The following is a 14,833-nucleotide window of genomic DNA, read 5'->3' on the forward strand; positions in this document are numbered from 1 at the left end:
ATGAGCTTTGTCCGCTTATTTCCGTACACGCATCCACATGCCCAAACTTCCGAGCCCTTAACGTTGACACTGTAATAATGACAGTGTCATTGTGGAGGTATGAGCGACACCTGGACCATCGGCGAGCTGGCCGAGCACGCGGCCCTGGCGCTGCGCGCCGGCGCCGCGCCGGCCAACGGCCGGGTCCGCGACGTGCCCGGAGAGCGGCTGATCAGGTGGTATACGACCATCGGCCTCGTCGACCCGCCCCTGACCCGGCGCGGCCGGATCGCCCAGTACGGACGGCGGCACCTGCTGCAACTGCTGGCCATCAAGCGACTGCAGGCGGCAGGCCACTCGATCGCCGAGATCCAGGCGGCCCTGGCGGGCGCCACGGATCGGATGCTCGAGGACACGGCGAGTGCTGCGCGTGCCATGGCTCTGGAGGATGCGGACGGCTCAGTTCGTGACGAAGCGGGGCGCGAGCGGTTCTGGACCGAGCGGCCCGACGGGGACGGCGTGCATCGTGCCGCCGAGACGCCGCCCTATGCTGCGGCGCCCGACCAGGGGAGCGCCGACGCCCCCATGCCCGGCAGCGGTGCAGATCTCGTCATGCCCAGCAGCGGTGCAGATCTCGCCCTGCCCCACGGCCGCGTGGGCGTCGAGGCGGCAGGTAATCCCGATGTCGATAGGCAATCCTCGAGGCGAACGCGTCCCGGGATGTCCGGGTGGCGGCCGGGAGGGCGCGCCGACGTGGCCGGGCGACAGACGGGAACGGAGGGGCGCGGCGGCGCCGGGGCGGTGGTCGCCGGAGTCAGGTTGAGTGATGGGGTGAGGCTGGTGCTGGACGGCGGGCGCGCCCTGTCCGAGGAGGACGTTCAGGCGGTGCTGGCGGCGGCGGGACCGCTGCTCGCGGTGCTCGAAGAAAGGGAGCTGATATGAAGATCACTTCGCTGGAGCCCGCCCGGTGCCTGCCGGTGCCGGACGCCGGGTTCGGCGCGCTGCTGACCGAGCGCGGCAACCTGCCGCTGGAGAGCGTGGACGTGAGCGCGGACATCTCGGGCCTCATCGCCGGGGTCGAGGTCACGCAGGGGTTCAGGAACCCGTTCGACGTCACGCTGGAGGCCACGTACGTCTTTCCGCTGCCCGACCGGGCGGCCGTGACCGCGTTCCGGATGGAGGCCGACGACCGGGTGGTCGAGGGCGTGCTGAAGGAGCGCGGCCAGGCCAGGGCGGACTACGACCGCGCCCTGCGGGAGGGCAGGCGGGCCGCCATCGCCGAGGAGGACCGGCCGGACGTGTTCACGATCCGGGTGGGCAACATCCTGCCCGGCGAGCATGTCTCGGTCAGGCTGACGATGAGCCAGCCGTTGCCGTACGAGGACGGGGCGGCCACGTTCCGTTTCCCGCTGGTGGTGGCGCCGCGTTACATCCCGGGCACGCCAATCGACGGCCGGCCCGCGGGTGACGGCGTCGTGCCCGACACCGACGCCGTGCCGGACGCGTCCAGGATCAGCCCGCCCGTGCTGCTGCCCGGCTTCCCCAACCCGGTGCGCCTGTCGCTCGCCGCGACCGTGGACGCCGCCGGTCTGGAGCTGCGTGAGCTGGCCTCCAGCCTGCACGTGGTCGAGGAGGAGGGCCACACGGTGCGGCTGCGTCCGGGTGAGCGGCTGGACCGGGACCTCATCCTGCGGATGTCGTTCGACGCCTCCACATCGTTGCAGCTCGACAGCCCGGCCGGGCAAGGGGGGACGTTCGCGCTCACCGTCGTGCCGCCGCCGCTGCAGGCCACGCGCACGCCGCGGGATCTGGTGCTGCTGCTCGACCGCTCGGGCAGCATGGGCGGCTGGAAGATGGTGGCCGCGCGCCGGGCCGCCGCCCGCATCGTCGACACGCTGACGCCGCAGGACCGCTTCGCGGTGCTGACGTTCGACTCAGTAGTGGAGCGGGCGTTCGAGGGGCTCGTGGAGGCGTCGGACCGCAACCGGTACCGCGCCGTGGAGCACCTCGCCCGGGTCGACGCCCGCGGCGGCACGGAGTTGCTCGAGCCGCTGCGCCAGGCCATCGCCCTGCTGGGCGCCCCGGCCGAGCGGGAGCGGGTCGTGGTGCTGGTCACCGACGGCCAGGTGGGCAACGAGGACCAGATCCTGGAGCAGGCGGGCGGCGCGCTGTCGGCCATGCGCGTGCACACGGTCGGCATCGACCGGGCCGTGAACGCCGGCTTCCTCGGCAGGCTCGCCGGGCTCGGCGCGGGCCGGTGTGAGCTGGTCGAGTCGGAGGACCGGCTCGACGCGGCCATGGACCACATCCACCGCAGGATCGGCGCTCCCCTGGTGACCGACCTCTCGCTCAAGGGGCTGGAGGTCGAGCCCGGTACGGTCACGCATCTCGGGTCGATCTTCCCTGGTGTCCCGCTGCGCGTGTACGGGCGCTACCGCGAAGGGTCCTCGGTGACCGTACGCGGAATGGCCGCCGGCGGCCCGTGGGAGGAGCAGGTCGCGGGTGTCACAGTCGACAATCCGGCCGTCCGCGCCGTGTGGGCCCGCGCGCACCTGCGGGAGCTCGAGGACCGTTACGCCATGGGCGAGCACGAGCTGGAGTCGCGCATCGTCCGCACGTCGCTCGAGCACGGCGTGCTCTGCCGCTTCACCGCGTACGTGGCGGTCGACACCAGGCAGGTCGCCGACGGCGGGCCCGAGCACCGCGTCATCCAGCCGGTCGAGCCGCCGAGCGGCTGGGAGCCGCCGCAGGCCGCGCCGATGATGGGCGGCGGCTTCACGGCGCACACCGCGATGATGGCCATGCCCGCGGCCGCGCCGCGGATGCAGCGGCCTGAGCCCGGGTTCGGCGCCGCCGAGATGGCCCGTGACGACGAGGGGTTCCTGGCCCGTGGCGGCGGGCTCAAGCCCGGTCCCCGGCCCAGTCAGCCTGGGCGGCTCGGGGGCGGGCCGAGGTTCGCTCCGGGGCCGCGTCCCGCGGGCCGGCTGGAGTCGGTCCGGCCGCAACTGGTGGCCGAGCTGGATCGGCTCACGGCGCTGCCCGCGCCCGATCTGCTGTACCTGGCCGACCTGGGCTCGCGGCTGGCGGCGCTCGCGGAATACCTGGGCGGCGACGAGCAGCTGGTGAGGCTGGCTCGCGAGCTGGAAGCGGCCGAGCGGCCGGGCGCGGACGCCCAGGCGCTGCACGACCACGCCATCGCGGTCCTCAGGGCCCTGATCGGCGGCTCCACACCGCCGCCCCGACCCACGCCGGGCCGCGGGCACCTCGGCGACGAGGGCGGGCAACCCGGTGGTGGGCATCCCGGTGGCCCACTGCCCGGCGGCGACCGTCGTACGCCCTTCTGGAAGCGTCACTGACCGCCCGCTCCGGCCCTGCCCAGGCATCGGGCGGGGCCGGGGCTGCAGCGCCCCGCTGTCGTCCGCCCACGGCCCGGCGCTCACCAGCCGCCCCTCCTCCTTGAGCCGCCGCAGGGGCTCCCGGTGCGCGGGGCGGGCCGTGAGCCGTCGTGGATCGCCGTCGAAGGCCAGTTGCAACACGTATCTCGCCATGTCCCCGCACGCTAGGGGACGATCGGGTCCTCGCTCCGCATCGCGAGGCACCGGCAGGGTGTATACGGGGATACATGACGTACACGCTGGCCGACCTGCCGATGTTGGGCGGGCTTGGCGAGGAGCGGCTGCGGGCGCTGGCGGCCCTGACCCGGCGCAGGCGCTATCCGGCCGGGCAGGTGCTGTGCACCGAGGGCGACCCGGCCGATCAGCTGATCGTGCTGCTCGGCGGCCGGGTGAAGGCGGGCCACGTACGGCGGTGCTCGAGCTCGTCGCCACCGAGCCGTCCGTCGCGGCGCGGCTGCTGCGCACGCTGGCCGCGACCGTCCGCGACCTCGACGACCGGCTCACCGACCCGACGGTGCGTGACGTGCCGGCACGCGTGGCCACCTGGCTGGTACGCCGCGCCCTTCGCTCGTTCGAACGCCGCGGGATGATCGAGATCGGCCCCGGCGAGGTGACCGTCCCGGATCACCATGCTCTGGCCCGCGTGGCCGCCGGCTGAATGACGACCCCGCCCTCGCCCGCGTAGCCGCCGTCTGAACCCCGGCCGAATATCGGACGAGCGTCTATCCGAGCCGGTCAGGCTGTTCTATCGTCACGACCATGGCGACTCCTCGCGCCCCGCTCCGCTTCGCCGAAGCAGTCTCGGCCACCGTTTCCGAGAGCAGGAAATCCGGCTTCTTCTTCGACTTCGACGGCACGATCGCCCCGATCATGCGAGATCCCGGCGCCGTGCTCCCCGTTCCGGGGGCGGTGGAGCGCTTGCAGGCGCTGACGAGCCTGGTCGGCAGGGTCGCCGTGGTCTCGGCCCGCCCGGCCGCGTTCCTGTGCGAGCGGTTCTCGCGCGCGCCGCAGGTCGCCCTGTTCGGCCTCTACGGGATGCAGACCGTCGTCGATGGCCGGGTACGCACCGATGCGGCGGCCGAGCCGTGGGCCCCGATCATGCGCCGGTTGGCCGCGGACGCCGCCCGCGATCTGCCGGGCGAGGTCCTGATCGAGGACAAGGCGCTGGTGGTGTCGCTGCACTACCGCGCGGTCCCGGCGCTGCGCGGCGCGGTGGAGCGGTGGGCCTCGGGCAAGGCGGTCGAGCTGGGCCTGCGCGAGCAGCACGGCCGCATGGTGGTGGAGCTCCGGCCGCCGGTGGAGTGCGACAAGGGCACGGTCATCGCCCAGGAGGCGGAGACGCTGACCCGCGCCTGGTATTTCGGCGACGACATCTCCGACGGCCGCGCGTTCGACGCGTTGCGCTGCAGGGAGGAGCGGGATCCCGGGTTCATGGGCGTCCGGGTCGCGGTGGCCAACCGGGAGACGGGCGACGAGCTGGCGCGCCGGGCCGACTTCACGGTGGACTCCCCCGAAGACACGCCGGTCCTGCTCGAGCAGGTGATCAGCTCCTTTCCCGGCCATCCTCCGCCTGCTCTTACCCTGGATGGGTGACCACACTTGTCCTGGACGGGGGCCTGTCCACCCACCTCGAACGGCTCGGTGCCGACCTCAGCGACGACCTCTGGTCGGCGCGGTTGCTGCTGGAGCAGCCGGAGCTGATCCGGCAGGCGCACGCCGACTACTTCACGGCGGGGGCCGACGTGGCCATCACCGCGAGCTACCAGGCCACGATCCCGGGCTTCATGCGGCGCGGCCTGGGAGCGGCACAGGCGGAGGCGCTGATCAGGCTGTCGGTGGTGCTGGCCGGGCAGGCGCGCGACCAGGCCGGCCGCGGGCTGGTGGCGGCCTCGGTCGGCCCGTACGGCGCGTTCCTGGCCAACGGCGCCGAATACACCGGCGACTACGACCTCGACGAGGACGGCCTCTACTCCTGGCACCTGCCGCGCTGGGAGATCCTGGCCACGGCCGGTGCCGACCTGCTGGCCTGCGAGACGATTCCGTCCTATCTGGAGGCGCGGGCTCTGGCCAGGCTGCTGGAGCGCACGCCGGGGGTCAAGGCGTGGGTGAGCTTCTCCTGCCGGGACGGCGAGCGGCTCAACGACGGCACGCCGATCCGCGAGGCGGCCGCCCTGTTCAGCGGGAATCCGCAGGTGGTGGCCGTCGGCGCGAACTGCACGGCGCCCCGCCACATCCCCGGGCTCATCGCGTGCCTGTCCGGCGGGCTGCCCGTCGTGGTCTACCCCAACTCGGGCGAGAGCTGGGACGCCGGGCATCGGCGCTGGCTGGGCCTGGCCGATCCGGTGGAGTTCGGGCAGGCCGCCAAGGAGTGGCAGCTGGCGGGCGCGTCGCTGATCGGCGGCTGCTGCCGGACGACTCCCGATCACATCACGCAGATCCGCGCCCATCTGTCGTAGGACGCAGCCCGGACCGGTCCGAGGGACCGGCCTACGACGCCGACCCCGCGCACGCCTGGCTGAGGGAGCGGGTGCGCGGGGTCCTCGGGGGCCGAAGTCAGGCGGAGACCGACTCGGCGGTGCGGCGGCGGCCGAAGACGCGGTCGAGCGCCAGCGCGCCGCCGCCGGTGAAGCCGATGGCCAGGCTCGCCGCGGCCAGCGCCAGGACGAGCTCATAGCCACCCTCGGCGGCGCCGAAGCCGTTGGCGGCGTGGACGAAGACGATCGCGCCGATCATGTCGAGGGCCAGCAGCGTGCCGACGATCGGCAGCGCGGCGCCGAGGATCAGCGCCAGGCCGCCGGCCACCTCCAGCACCGCGACGGCCGGAGCGGCCACGCCGGCCAGCGGGATGCCGACGGACTCGAAGAACTTGGTCGTGCCCGCGATGCCCATGGTCGCGAACTTCTGGTAGCCGTGCACGAGGAAGATCACCCCGAGGGCGATTCTCGCGAGCAGCAGGACGACGGGACGGGCCTGGTCGACCATGCGACCTCCTAGTGAGATAGTTGTTCAGTTTTGAACAAGAGCACTGTAGCAGGGAAAGTTAAAATCTGAACAAACGCGGTAGACTGGGCAGGTGACGCAACCCCGATGGCTCGACTCGACGGAGATGGCGGCCTGGCGCGCCTTCCTGTCGACTTCCCACTTGCTCGACAGGCGGATCGAAGAGCAGCTCAAGGCCGCGGCGGGGCTGACGCACCCGCAGTTCGAGATCCTGGTGCGGCTCGCCGAGGCCCCCGGCCGCCAGGAGCGGATGACGGAGCTGGCCAAGGGTGTCGTGGTGTCGAAGAGCGCGCTGACGTACCAGATCACTCAGCTGGAGAAGGCGGGGCTGGTGGAGCGTGCCACCTGTCCGTCGGACGAGCGCGGTGTGCTGGCGGTGATCACCGAGGCGGGCCTGCGGTGCCTGGAGCGAGTGGCGCCGGGGCACGTGGAGGTCGTCAGGAGATATCTGATCGATCGGCTCAGCCGGGAGGAGCTGCACACGATGACGGCCGCCCTGCGGAAGACGGAGGAGGCACTACGCTCCTCGGACGTCCGCTAGTCCCTGGCGGCGGCGGCGCGGGCGGCGCGCTCCATCTCGACGCGGGCGCTGGCGGCGTATTTGTCGACGTATTCCTGCTCGGACAGCTCCATCAGCGCATACATGATCTCGTCGGTCACCGCGCGCAGCACCAGGCGGTCGTCCTCCATCCCGTAGTAGCGGGAGAAGTCGAGCGGCTTGCCGAACCGGACGCCCGGCCGGATCCCGAACTTGGGGAGCACCCGCCCCGGCGGCATCATCTCGTACGTGTTGATCATCGCCCAGGGGATGACCGGGGCCCGCGACTCCAGGGCCAGCCGGGCCACACCGGTCTTGCCCTTGTAGAGCCGGCCGTCGGGCGAGCGGGTGCCCTCCGGGTAGATGCCCAGGACGTTGCCCTCGCGCAGGATGCGCAGGCCGGTGCGGAGCGCCGCCTCGCTGGCCTTGCCCCCGGAGCGGTCGATCGGCACGGTGCCGACGCCGCTGAAGAACAGCCGGGTGAAGAAGCCCTTCACGCCGCGGCCGGTGAAGTAGTCGGACTTGCCCAGCGAGATGACCTTGCGGCGCAGCTGGAGCGGGCCGAAGAAATGATCGGCGAACGACAGGTGGTTGCCGGCCAGGATCGCCGGCCCTTCCTTCGGCACGTTTTCCGTGCCCTCCGTCCACGGCCTGAACACAAGGTGGAGGATCGGCCCCAAGATGGCCTTGACCACCCAGTAGAACACCGCGGCACCTCTTCTCCAGCACGTCGTCGGCAGGCAGAGTCATCTTCCCATCTCGACGGCCATGCTCCTACACCAGCGCTCGCACAATCACCCCTGAACGTGCGACGATCGGGCCGTTCCTGGATGAACGCCCCGGTCCCCCGGAATGAAATCGCATGGAGGAGCTGTTATGCCGCTCATGCCAGGCGCGGAGCCCTACAACCATGACGCAGGCGAGGTCGGCGTGCTGCTCTGCCATGGGTTCACGGGCACCCCGCAATCGTTACGACCCTGGGGCCAGTTCCTGGCCGGGCACGGGGTCAGCGTTTCGCTGCCCCGCCAGCCGGGGCACGGCACCCGATGGCAGGAGATGAACCGCACGCGCTGGGAGGACTGGTACGCCGAGGTGGAGAAGGCGTTCGCAGACCTGCAGGGCCGTTGTGCGGACGTGTTCGTGGCGGGGTTGTCGCTGGGCGGCTGCCTGGCGCTGCGGCTGGCCGAGGTGCACGGCCCAGCGATCAGGGGCGTGGTGCTGGTCAACCCGTCCATCGCCAACGACGTGCCGCTGCTGAAGCTGGCGCCGCTGCTGAAGTGGTTCGTGCCGTCCGTGCCCGGCGTCGCCAATGACGTCAAGAAGCCCGGCGTGACCGAGCTGGCCTACTCCCGCACCCCGGTGAAGGCGGCCGCGTCGCTGCCGGGACTGTGGTCGCTGGTGCAGGCCGACCTGGTGAAGGTGACGCAGCCGCTGCTGGTCTTCCACAGCGTGGACGACCATGTGGTGAAGCCGACGAGTGTGGCGATCATTCGCCAAAGGGTCCCGCAGGCCACGATCGAGGAGCTTACCGATAGCTACCATGTTGCGACGCTCGACAATGATGCCGACAGGATCTTTGCCGGTAGCCTCGACTTCATCCGGACACATGCCTCGGTACCCTTGCAGAGGGACTGATCGCACCCAGGGGGAAGTCGCGATCGCTGCGGAGAGGCCCATCTAGGTGACGCCCCAGAGTGACGAGGACGAGGTCTGGCGGCAGATCGTCGCGTCCTTCAACGACACAGCCGAGCGCGACTCGGCCGACCAGCCATGGCCGGACAGCGAAAACGTCCCTGCTGAGCCCACCCGGCGGGTGGTCAAGCCCTCGGAGGAGCTCGAGGAGGATCTCGACGAGCCTGAGGACAAGCAGGACGACGACGAGGAAGAAGGGGAGGGGCACTTCGTGCCGCCTCCGCCCCCGCCGTTGCCGAAGCTCGATCTGCCGGCCAAGCTGGCGTGGGTGGCGCTGTTCGGCGGCCCGGCCTACCTCCTGGTCGCGGCGATGGCGAGCTGGCAGATGGACGGGTGGGCGCTGTTCACGGCGGTGGCGGCGTTCATCGGCGGGTTCGTGGCCCTGGTGGTGCGCATGGGCGACGGCCCGCCGAACGACTCCGGCTGGGACGACGGTGCGGTCCTTTAGGACCCGCTCTCCATCGCCCTTTTAGGACTTGCCCTCCATCGCCTTGGGTGCGAACGACTCCACGACGTCGGTGTAGCGGTCGCGGGTGTCGACCGCGTGCCCGACCGCCCACACCGTGCTCTTGCCCGCGAGATAGGCCACGGCCTGCAGACGCACGGTGCTCCTGCCCCGCTCGGCCTCGCCGCGGATGATCTCGCACGCGGCCTTCTCGCAGCGCATCATGAACGGCTCGGCCGCCCGCGCCGGGTCATAGCCGGCCATCCAGTAGCGTCCCTTGCCGTCGCCGGTCACGCCGTAGAGGCGGGCGTCTGACTCGGGCAGTGCCAGCTGCTTCCACCGCTTGCCGTTCCAGGTGAGCACGAGCGGGGAGATGTCGCCCGGGCCCCGGTAGACGCCGCCGACGGCCACCGCCCGCTTGGCGCTGTCGGCCTGGACGTCGCGCAGGTAGCCGCCGGGGATGGAGGGCAGCGGCATCGACTTCCACGAGCCACCCGAGTAGTGCACGACCAGCGGCTCGGTGCCGGTGTCGCCGACGGCGAACCCGCCCGCCACCGCGTAGAGAGCGCCTTCTTCCTTGGTCTGCTCGGCGCTCCAGGTGTTGCCCTGCCCGGTGAGGATGAGCCCCTGCTTGTCGCGGCTGCCGACCGCCACCACCTTGCCCTGCTTGGCGTCGACGCCGGCGAGCCAGTCGCCGGCCCGCAGCCCCGGCGGCCTGACCCGGTCGAATCCGGCCAGGTTGCCGTGCGCGAGGTAGGGCAGCCCGTCGTGCCCGTCGCCGACCGCCCACACGTCGGACGACCCCGCGGCGGCCAGGCTGCGCAGGTTGCCCGCGGCCGTGGCGTCGCGGATGGCCACCTCGGTCCACCGGGCGCCGTTCCAGTGGCGGATGGTGCCGCGGTTCTTCCACACGTCCCAGATCTCCTGCTGCCCGACCGCCCAGACGTCGCTGGAGGACAGCGCCAGCACGTCGGAGAGCGAGCCGTCGGCCTGCAGGCGCACGCTGGTCGACTGCTGCCACGCCTCGATCGTGGTGGGGCGGCGAGGATCGGCATGCGCGGCGGGCGTGACCTGCGGCAAGGCCACGGACGTCGCCAAGATCAAGGAGAGCGCACGCCGCTGAGAGCGACGAGTCATGGTGCAAATGCTACGGGCTGACCGGCCCCTCTTGCCCTTTAGTGCCCAAGTCGCAACTCTGCGATAACAGGAAGATGGTCACTGGCCCCGGCCAGATCGGCGATCTCGGCGTCCACTCCCCCGCACGACACCACACGCGCCTCGCGCGCGGCGAACACCCCGTCGATGCGTACGGCGGGCCGCGCCGCCGGGAACGTCAGCCCGTCGCCCTTGGGCGCCACCGCGTAGCAGTCGGCCAGCCGCCCGGCCAGATACCGCCAGGCCGGCTGGTGCGGCTGCTCGTTGACGTCGCCGCCGAGCACGATCGCCGCGCCGAACGGGGCGGCCGCCCGCTCCATCAGCGCCACCGCCTCGGCCGCGTGGTGCACCCTGGCCGGGTCGTTGAGGTCGAGGTGGAGCGAGCCGACGGCCAGCCGCGCCCCGTCGGCCTCGACGACGGCCACGGCCAGCCCGCGTAGCTCCAGCCCGAGGAAGGCCCGCAGCGCGTGGCTCTCGGCCCGCAGCACCCGGACGCGCCGGCCGGCGAGCACCGCCACGCCGCCGAGCCTGCCGGGGGTGGCCAGGCGCAGCCCCGCGGCGGCGGCCAGCGCCCGGCGTCTGGCCCGCCAGCGGTAGAACCTGGGGGCCTCCTGCACGCACAGCACGTCGGCGCGCATGGCGGTGATGACCCGGGTCAGCGCGGTCGCGCTGTCGCGCAGCCCGCGCACGTTGTAGGTGCCGACCCTGATCGTCACGCGGCCCTAGCGCAGCCTGGCCAGGTCGGCGGCGCCCACCACCCCGGCCGAGGCGCCGAGCTCGGCCAGCCTGATCTCGGCGAGCGGCCGGTGCCCGTGCCCGGTGAGCCGCTCGGCGTAGGTCGCGCGGGCCTGGTCGATGAACAGGTCGGCGGCCCTGGACACACCGCCGCCGACGATGAAACAGCCGGGGTCGAGCACGGCCGCCAGGTCGGCCATCCCCTGGCCGAGCCATTCGGCGAAGGAGGCGAACGCGGCCAGCGAGACCTGGTCGCCCAGCCGCGCCGCCTCGGTGACCTCCTCGCCCTCGATCTTGCCGCCGGCCAGCCCGAGCAGGATCTCCGCCTGCTCCGGCCGGGCCGCGGCCAATTCCCTGGCCTCCTTGACGAGGCCCTGGCCGCTGGCATATTGCTCCCAGCAGCCGACGTTGCCGCAGCCGCACGGCCGCCCGCCGGGCTGGACCTGCATGTGGCCGAACTCGGCGCCCGCTCCCCAGCGGCCGCGGTAGAGCGCGCCGTCGAAGACGAGACCGCCGCCGATGCCGGTGCCGAGCGTGATGCAGACCACGTGGGACTGGCCGCGCCCGGCGCCGAACCTGGTCTCGCCCCAGGCCATGGCGTTGGCGTCGTTCTCGATCACGACCGGCAGGCCGACCAGGCCGCTGATCTTCTTCTGCAGCGGCTCATCGCGCCAGGCGAGGTTGGGCGCGAAGCGCACCATCGACCGGGTCTCGTCGACGAACCCGGCCGCGCCCACCCCGACGGCCTCGATCTCCCGGTCCGCGGACAGCTCGCGAACGACGTCGGCCACCGTCTCGGCCACCACGTCAGGGCGGTCGGCGGCGGTGGGCCGCAACGTATGGGCGACGATCTTCCCTTGGTCGTCGACCACACCCGCGGCGACCTTGGTCCCGCCGATGTCGACACCGATCGTGAGCATGCCCCTGTGTCACTCCTCTTATCGCCCGGGAGCTCCGCTCCCGTTGTCATCCCAGATCTATGTGTTCCACGTCCTCGCGGCGATCACGATTATCGCGCTCCCGCTGCTGTGTGCTAGGGGCGGGCCTGCTCAGCGCGTCCAGCGCCCCGCGGAACGCGGCGAACAGCTCCCCGCCCGCGGCCATGAGGTGCCCGGTCACGTCGGCGCCCGACTCGCGACGTGCCGCGATCGCCCGGCAGAGCGGGCAGGCGCGGCAGATGTATTCGTCGTGGGGCTCGGACACCGCTTCTTCCCACACGTCCCGGTCCCTGCGCCCGCCGCCGGTGAACGAGTTGAGCACCGTCTTGCCGACCTGGCGCGTGGCGCGTCCCTGGATCGACTCGAACAGCTTGCGTGCCTCGTCGGCGACGGTCCCGATCGGGTCTCTGTCGTTGCTCTCCGTCATCTGGCCCTCCCTGCGTGCCGGGTCCCCGCGTTATGGGGTCCCCGAGATGAACCGTACTCGGAGCACGCCGTCGCGGAGCGCGGCTGCGCTGATCTTCCTGCGGGCCAGCGCCGCGGGCAGCGCCAGGATCCTCCGGTACGGCCCCGCGGTGATGATCAGCTCGTCCCCCTTGCGCGCCAGGTCCACGTCGCCGCGGTCCGCGCCGGGCAGGGCCAGGGTCAGCTCGTCGGCGCTCATCCGCAGCGGCGGGTCGACGGTGGGGGCGGCGAACGGGTCGTGCTCGCCGTAGAGCTTGGCTCCCACCGCGGCCAGCGCGTCCTTGCCGACGGGCTCGGCGGGCAGGTAGGGGACGATGTGGATGGGCAGCGGCGCGAACGACTGCTCCGCCTCGGCCAGCAGTCGCGACTGCGCCGCCACCCACTGGGCGCGCCACGCGTCGGCGTCGTCCGAGGGGAAGACCCGGTTGGCGATCACCGCGTCGACGCGGTAGCCGTAAAGGTTGAGCGAGGTGAGGGTGCGCCTGGCCTCGGCCAGCACCACCGACTCCGGGGTGAGCACGAGCCGCACGGAGGCGCGGTCGCCGGTGAGCAGCTCGCGCACCTCCATGAGGCCGCGGTGGAAACGCTCGGCGGCGTTCATGACGCCTTCGCCGGGCGCGCTGACGTGGGCGACGCTGCGCACGAATGGCGAGACCAGCCGCACGAGCTTGCGGCCGACCGGCATGAGCCTGCCGACGTGCCAGTCGAGCGCCTCGGGCAGGGCCAGCAGGCGCAGCGTCTCGGCGGTCGGCGCGCAGTCGACGACGATCACGTCCCAGCGGCCCTCGCGGGCGTGCTCGCGCAGCTCCAGCAGGGCGATGACCTCCTCGGCGCCCGGCAGCACCGTGATCTCCTCGGAGGTGATCTCGTCCAGGCCCAGCTCGCCCAGCAGGCCGCGGGCGTAGTCCTGCAGCTCGCCCCAGTGACGCTCCAGCGTCTTCTGCGTGTCGACCTGGTGCAGGTGCAGGCCGGGCGCGACCTCGCCCGGCTCGACGGCGAGCGCGTCGGCCAGCGAGTGTGCCGTGTCGGTGGAGACGATGAGCGTCTTGAGGCCGCGCCGCGCGGCGAGCGTGGCCGTGGCGGCGGCGGCCGTGGTCTTGCCGACGCCGCCCTTGCCGGTGAAGAGCAGGACCCGCGGGGTCACCTCAGCGGCCTTCTACGCGCTTCTTGAGACCCTTGAGTGCGGTGTCCACGATCACCTTCTCCGCCTTGCGCTTGATCATGCCGATCATGGGCACGCTCAGATCGACCGTCAGCTCATATGTCACATCGGTGCCACTGCCCTTGTCGGTGAGCTGGTAACTCCCTCTGAGGTCGGAGACCATCTTCCCCGGCTCGACCACCTGCCAGCTCACGCTCTGGTCGTCCTGCCAGGTGTAGCCGAGGGTGTAGGTGTCGCTGATCATCCCGGCGTCGAGGACGAACCGCACCGTCCGCGGCCTGCCGTCGTCACCGGTGCTGAGGACCTCCGCGTTCTTGATCGACCCGGCCCATTCGGGGTAGGACGGGAAGTCCGCGATGACCGCCATGACATCGGCGCGCCCGGCGTCGATGGTGGTGCTGGAAGTGGTGCGATCAGCCATGCGACCACGGTAGTGCACAATCCGCTCCTGGCGGTGGAGCGGCCTTACGCGACCTGCTGGTCACCATTCGAGGACGAAGGGGACGCCCCTTCCGCGGAAGTGCCCGACGTTCAGGCACTCGGTGCGGCCGACGCGGATCCGGTCGTGGAGGGGGTTGTGCACGTGGCCGAACAGGGCGTAGCGCGGCTGGGTGCGCCTGATCGCCTCCAGCGTGGCCTCGCTGCCGCGCTCGAACCTCCTGGCGACCACGTCGTAGAGCAGCTCGGGCACGGCGGGCGGAATGTGGCAGCACAGCACGTCCACCTCGCCGATGGCCTCGACCTTGGCGGCGTACTCCTCGTCGCTGATCTCGTAGGGAGTGCGGTAGGGGGTCCTGAGCCCGCCGCCCACGAAGCCGAACCGTAGCCCGCCGATCTCCGCCACCTGCCCGTCGAGCACGTGGTGGCCGGGCTGCGCGAACTCCGGCCACAGGCGCGGGATGTCCACGTTGCCGTAGGTGAGGTAGGCGGGCGCCGGCATGGCCGCGAAGAGGGCGGCGTACTGGGCGCGGACATTGCGCTCGATGTGCTCGCGCGGGTCGCCGTCGAGCGTGGCCCACAGCGCCGCGGACATTTCCCTGGCCTCGTCGAACCGCTTGGCCGTGCGCAGCGCGACGTACTCGGCGGCCTTCTGTGCGCCGAACAGGGCGGGGAAGATGCCCTGCGCGTGGTCGGCGTAGTCGATGAAGAGGATCAGGTCGCCCAGGCAGATCAGTGCGTCCGCGCCGTCACCCGCTCTGGCCAGCGCGTCGGCTCTGCCGTGGACGTCGCTCACCACATGGATCCTCATGGTGGGAAATCCTATGAGCGACGGCTGCTAGCGTGATGAATGCCCTTCATAACGCCTCAATGACAGGGCTACCGACGCGT

The 14,833-nt window shown here is 71.7% G+C and carries 17 protein-coding genes; 8 read left to right on the forward strand and 9 right to left on the reverse strand.

Annotated features, from left to right (window positions below; translation table 11 throughout):
• The first annotated feature begins 99 nt into the window (after positions 1-99).
• From OHA25_RS46470 to mmuM, 5 genes are all read left to right on the forward strand, one after another.
• The gene (locus OHA25_RS46470) at positions 100-921 is read left to right on the forward strand and encodes a helix-turn-helix domain-containing protein (protein ID WP_327583247.1); all 822 of its coding nucleotides are present in this window, start codon (positions 100-102) and stop codon (positions 919-921) included.
• Positions 918-3,335 (forward strand): VIT domain-containing protein, encoded by a 2,418-nt coding sequence (locus OHA25_RS46475; protein ID WP_327583248.1) that lies wholly within the window; start codon positions 918-920, stop codon positions 3,333-3,335. The genes OHA25_RS46470 and OHA25_RS46475 overlap by 4 nt, the downstream gene beginning before the upstream one ends.
• Positions 3,336-3,786: 451 nt before the next feature.
• Entirely contained in the window at positions 3,787-4,032 is a 246-nt protein-coding gene (locus tag OHA25_RS46480; protein WP_327583249.1) for a hypothetical protein, read from the forward strand.
• 101 nt (positions 4,033-4,133) lie between these two features.
• Positions 4,134-4,967: a trehalose-phosphatase gene (gene otsB / locus OHA25_RS46485; RefSeq protein WP_327583250.1), complete on the forward strand. Its 834-nt coding sequence runs from the start codon at positions 4,134-4,136 to the stop codon at positions 4,965-4,967.
• Positions 4,964-5,830: a homocysteine S-methyltransferase gene (mmuM, locus tag OHA25_RS46490; protein WP_327583251.1), complete on the forward strand. Its 867-nt coding sequence runs from the start codon at positions 4,964-4,966 to the stop codon at positions 5,828-5,830. Before otsB ends, mmuM begins: the two co-directional genes overlap by 4 nt.
• 97 nt (positions 5,831-5,927) lie before the next feature.
• On the opposite strand, the gene OHA25_RS46495 is transcribed toward mmuM, so the two are convergent.
• On the reverse strand, positions 5,928-6,356 hold the full coding sequence (locus OHA25_RS46495; RefSeq protein WP_327583252.1) for a DoxX family protein: 429 nt from the start codon (positions 6,354-6,356) through the stop codon (positions 5,928-5,930).
• A gap of 91 nt (positions 6,357-6,447) precedes the next feature.
• Here OHA25_RS46495 and OHA25_RS46500 point away from each other — a divergent pair, with 91 nt between their 5' ends.
• Positions 6,448-6,915, forward strand: a complete 468-nt coding sequence (locus OHA25_RS46500; RefSeq protein ID WP_327583253.1) for a MarR family winged helix-turn-helix transcriptional regulator — start codon at positions 6,448-6,450, stop codon at positions 6,913-6,915.
• On the opposite strand, the gene OHA25_RS46505 is transcribed toward OHA25_RS46500, so the two are convergent.
• Entirely contained in the window at positions 6,912-7,619 is a 708-nt protein-coding gene (locus OHA25_RS46505) for a lysophospholipid acyltransferase family protein (RefSeq protein ID WP_327583254.1), read from the reverse strand. The two genes, OHA25_RS46500 and OHA25_RS46505, sit on opposite strands and share 4 nt — an antisense overlap.
• Before the next feature lie 169 nt (positions 7,620-7,788).
• Between OHA25_RS46505 and OHA25_RS46510 the strand changes: the two genes are divergently transcribed.
• The gene (locus OHA25_RS46510; RefSeq protein ID WP_305919917.1) at positions 7,789-8,547 is read left to right on the forward strand and encodes an alpha/beta hydrolase; all 759 of its coding nucleotides are present in this window, start codon (positions 7,789-7,791) and stop codon (positions 8,545-8,547) included.
• 46 nt (positions 8,548-8,593) lie between these two features.
• Positions 8,594-9,052: a hypothetical protein gene (locus OHA25_RS46515; protein WP_327583255.1), complete on the forward strand. Its 459-nt coding sequence runs from the start codon at positions 8,594-8,596 to the stop codon at positions 9,050-9,052.
• Positions 9,053-9,073: 21 nt separating this feature from the next.
• Here the strand turns inward: OHA25_RS46515 and OHA25_RS46520 are convergent, their stop codons facing one another.
• Genes OHA25_RS46520 through OHA25_RS46550 form a run of 7 tightly spaced genes read right to left on the reverse strand, consistent with a single transcriptional unit; the run spans position 9,074 to position 14,753 of the window.
• Positions 9,074-10,186, reverse strand: coding sequence for a hypothetical protein (locus tag OHA25_RS46520; protein WP_327583256.1), 1,113 nt, complete (start codon positions 10,184-10,186; stop codon positions 9,074-9,076).
• A gap of 38 nt (positions 10,187-10,224) precedes the next feature.
• Complete coding sequence (locus OHA25_RS46525) at positions 10,225-10,920, reverse strand: endonuclease/exonuclease/phosphatase family protein (protein ID WP_327583257.1); 696 nt, start codon at positions 10,918-10,920, stop codon at positions 10,225-10,227.
• Positions 10,921-10,926: 6 nt separating this feature from the next.
• Positions 10,927-11,859, reverse strand: coding sequence for an ROK family glucokinase (locus tag OHA25_RS46530; protein WP_327583258.1), 933 nt, complete (start codon positions 11,857-11,859; stop codon positions 10,927-10,929).
• 46 nt (positions 11,860-11,905) lie between these two features.
• A complete protein-coding gene (locus OHA25_RS46535) occupies positions 11,906-12,304 on the reverse strand; it encodes a DUF5304 family protein (protein ID WP_327583259.1) in 399 nt (132 codons plus the stop codon).
• Between the two features lie 30 nt (positions 12,305-12,334).
• On the reverse strand, positions 12,335-13,486 hold the full coding sequence (locus OHA25_RS46540) for an ArsA family ATPase (RefSeq protein ID WP_327583260.1): 1,152 nt from the start codon (positions 13,484-13,486) through the stop codon (positions 12,335-12,337).
• Between the two features lies 1 nt (position 13,487).
• Positions 13,488-13,925 carry an SRPBCC family protein gene (locus tag OHA25_RS46545; protein WP_327583261.1) on the reverse strand — a complete coding sequence of 146 codons (438 nt, stop codon included), beginning with the start codon at positions 13,923-13,925 and terminating at the stop codon, positions 13,488-13,490.
• 60 nt (positions 13,926-13,985) lie between these two features.
• Positions 13,986-14,753, reverse strand: coding sequence for a metallophosphoesterase family protein (locus tag OHA25_RS46550; RefSeq protein WP_327583262.1), 768 nt, complete (start codon positions 14,751-14,753; stop codon positions 13,986-13,988).
• Between the last annotated feature and the right edge of the window lie 80 nt (positions 14,754-14,833).

Source organism: Nonomuraea sp. NBC_00507 (assembly GCF_036013525.1).
Lineage (GTDB): Bacteria > Actinomycetota > Actinomycetes > Streptosporangiales > Streptosporangiaceae > Nonomuraea.

Excerpts from the sequence above, each read along its gene's own strand:
- OHA25_RS46535 (WP_327583259.1), bottom strand. The coding sequence starts at position 12,304 with ATGACGGAGAGCAACGACAGAGACCCGATCGGGACCGTCGCCGACGAG.
- OHA25_RS46510 (WP_305919917.1), top strand. The coding sequence starts at position 7,789 with ATGCCGCTCATGCCAGGCGCGGAGCCCTACAACCATGACGCAGGCGAG.
- OHA25_RS46520 (WP_327583256.1), bottom strand. The coding sequence starts at position 10,186 with ATGACTCGTCGCTCTCAGCGGCGTGCGCTCTCCTTGATCTTGGCGACG.
- OHA25_RS46530 (WP_327583258.1), bottom strand. The coding sequence starts at position 11,859 with ATGCTCACGATCGGTGTCGACATCGGCGGGACCAAGGTCGCCGCGGGT.
- otsB (WP_327583250.1), top strand. The coding sequence starts at position 4,134 with ATGGCGACTCCTCGCGCCCCGCTCCGCTTCGCCGAAGCAGTCTCGGCC.
- OHA25_RS46475 (WP_327583248.1), top strand. The coding sequence starts at position 918 with ATGAAGATCACTTCGCTGGAGCCCGCCCGGTGCCTGCCGGTGCCGGAC.
- OHA25_RS46470 (WP_327583247.1), top strand. The coding sequence starts at position 100 with ATGAGCGACACCTGGACCATCGGCGAGCTGGCCGAGCACGCGGCCCTG.
- OHA25_RS46495 (WP_327583252.1), bottom strand. The coding sequence starts at position 6,356 with ATGGTCGACCAGGCCCGTCCCGTCGTCCTGCTGCTCGCGAGAATCGCC.
- OHA25_RS46550 (WP_327583262.1), bottom strand. The coding sequence starts at position 14,753 with ATGAGGATCCATGTGGTGAGCGACGTCCACGGCAGAGCCGACGCGCTG.
- OHA25_RS46545 (WP_327583261.1), bottom strand. The coding sequence starts at position 13,925 with ATGGCTGATCGCACCACTTCCAGCACCACCATCGACGCCGGGCGCGCC.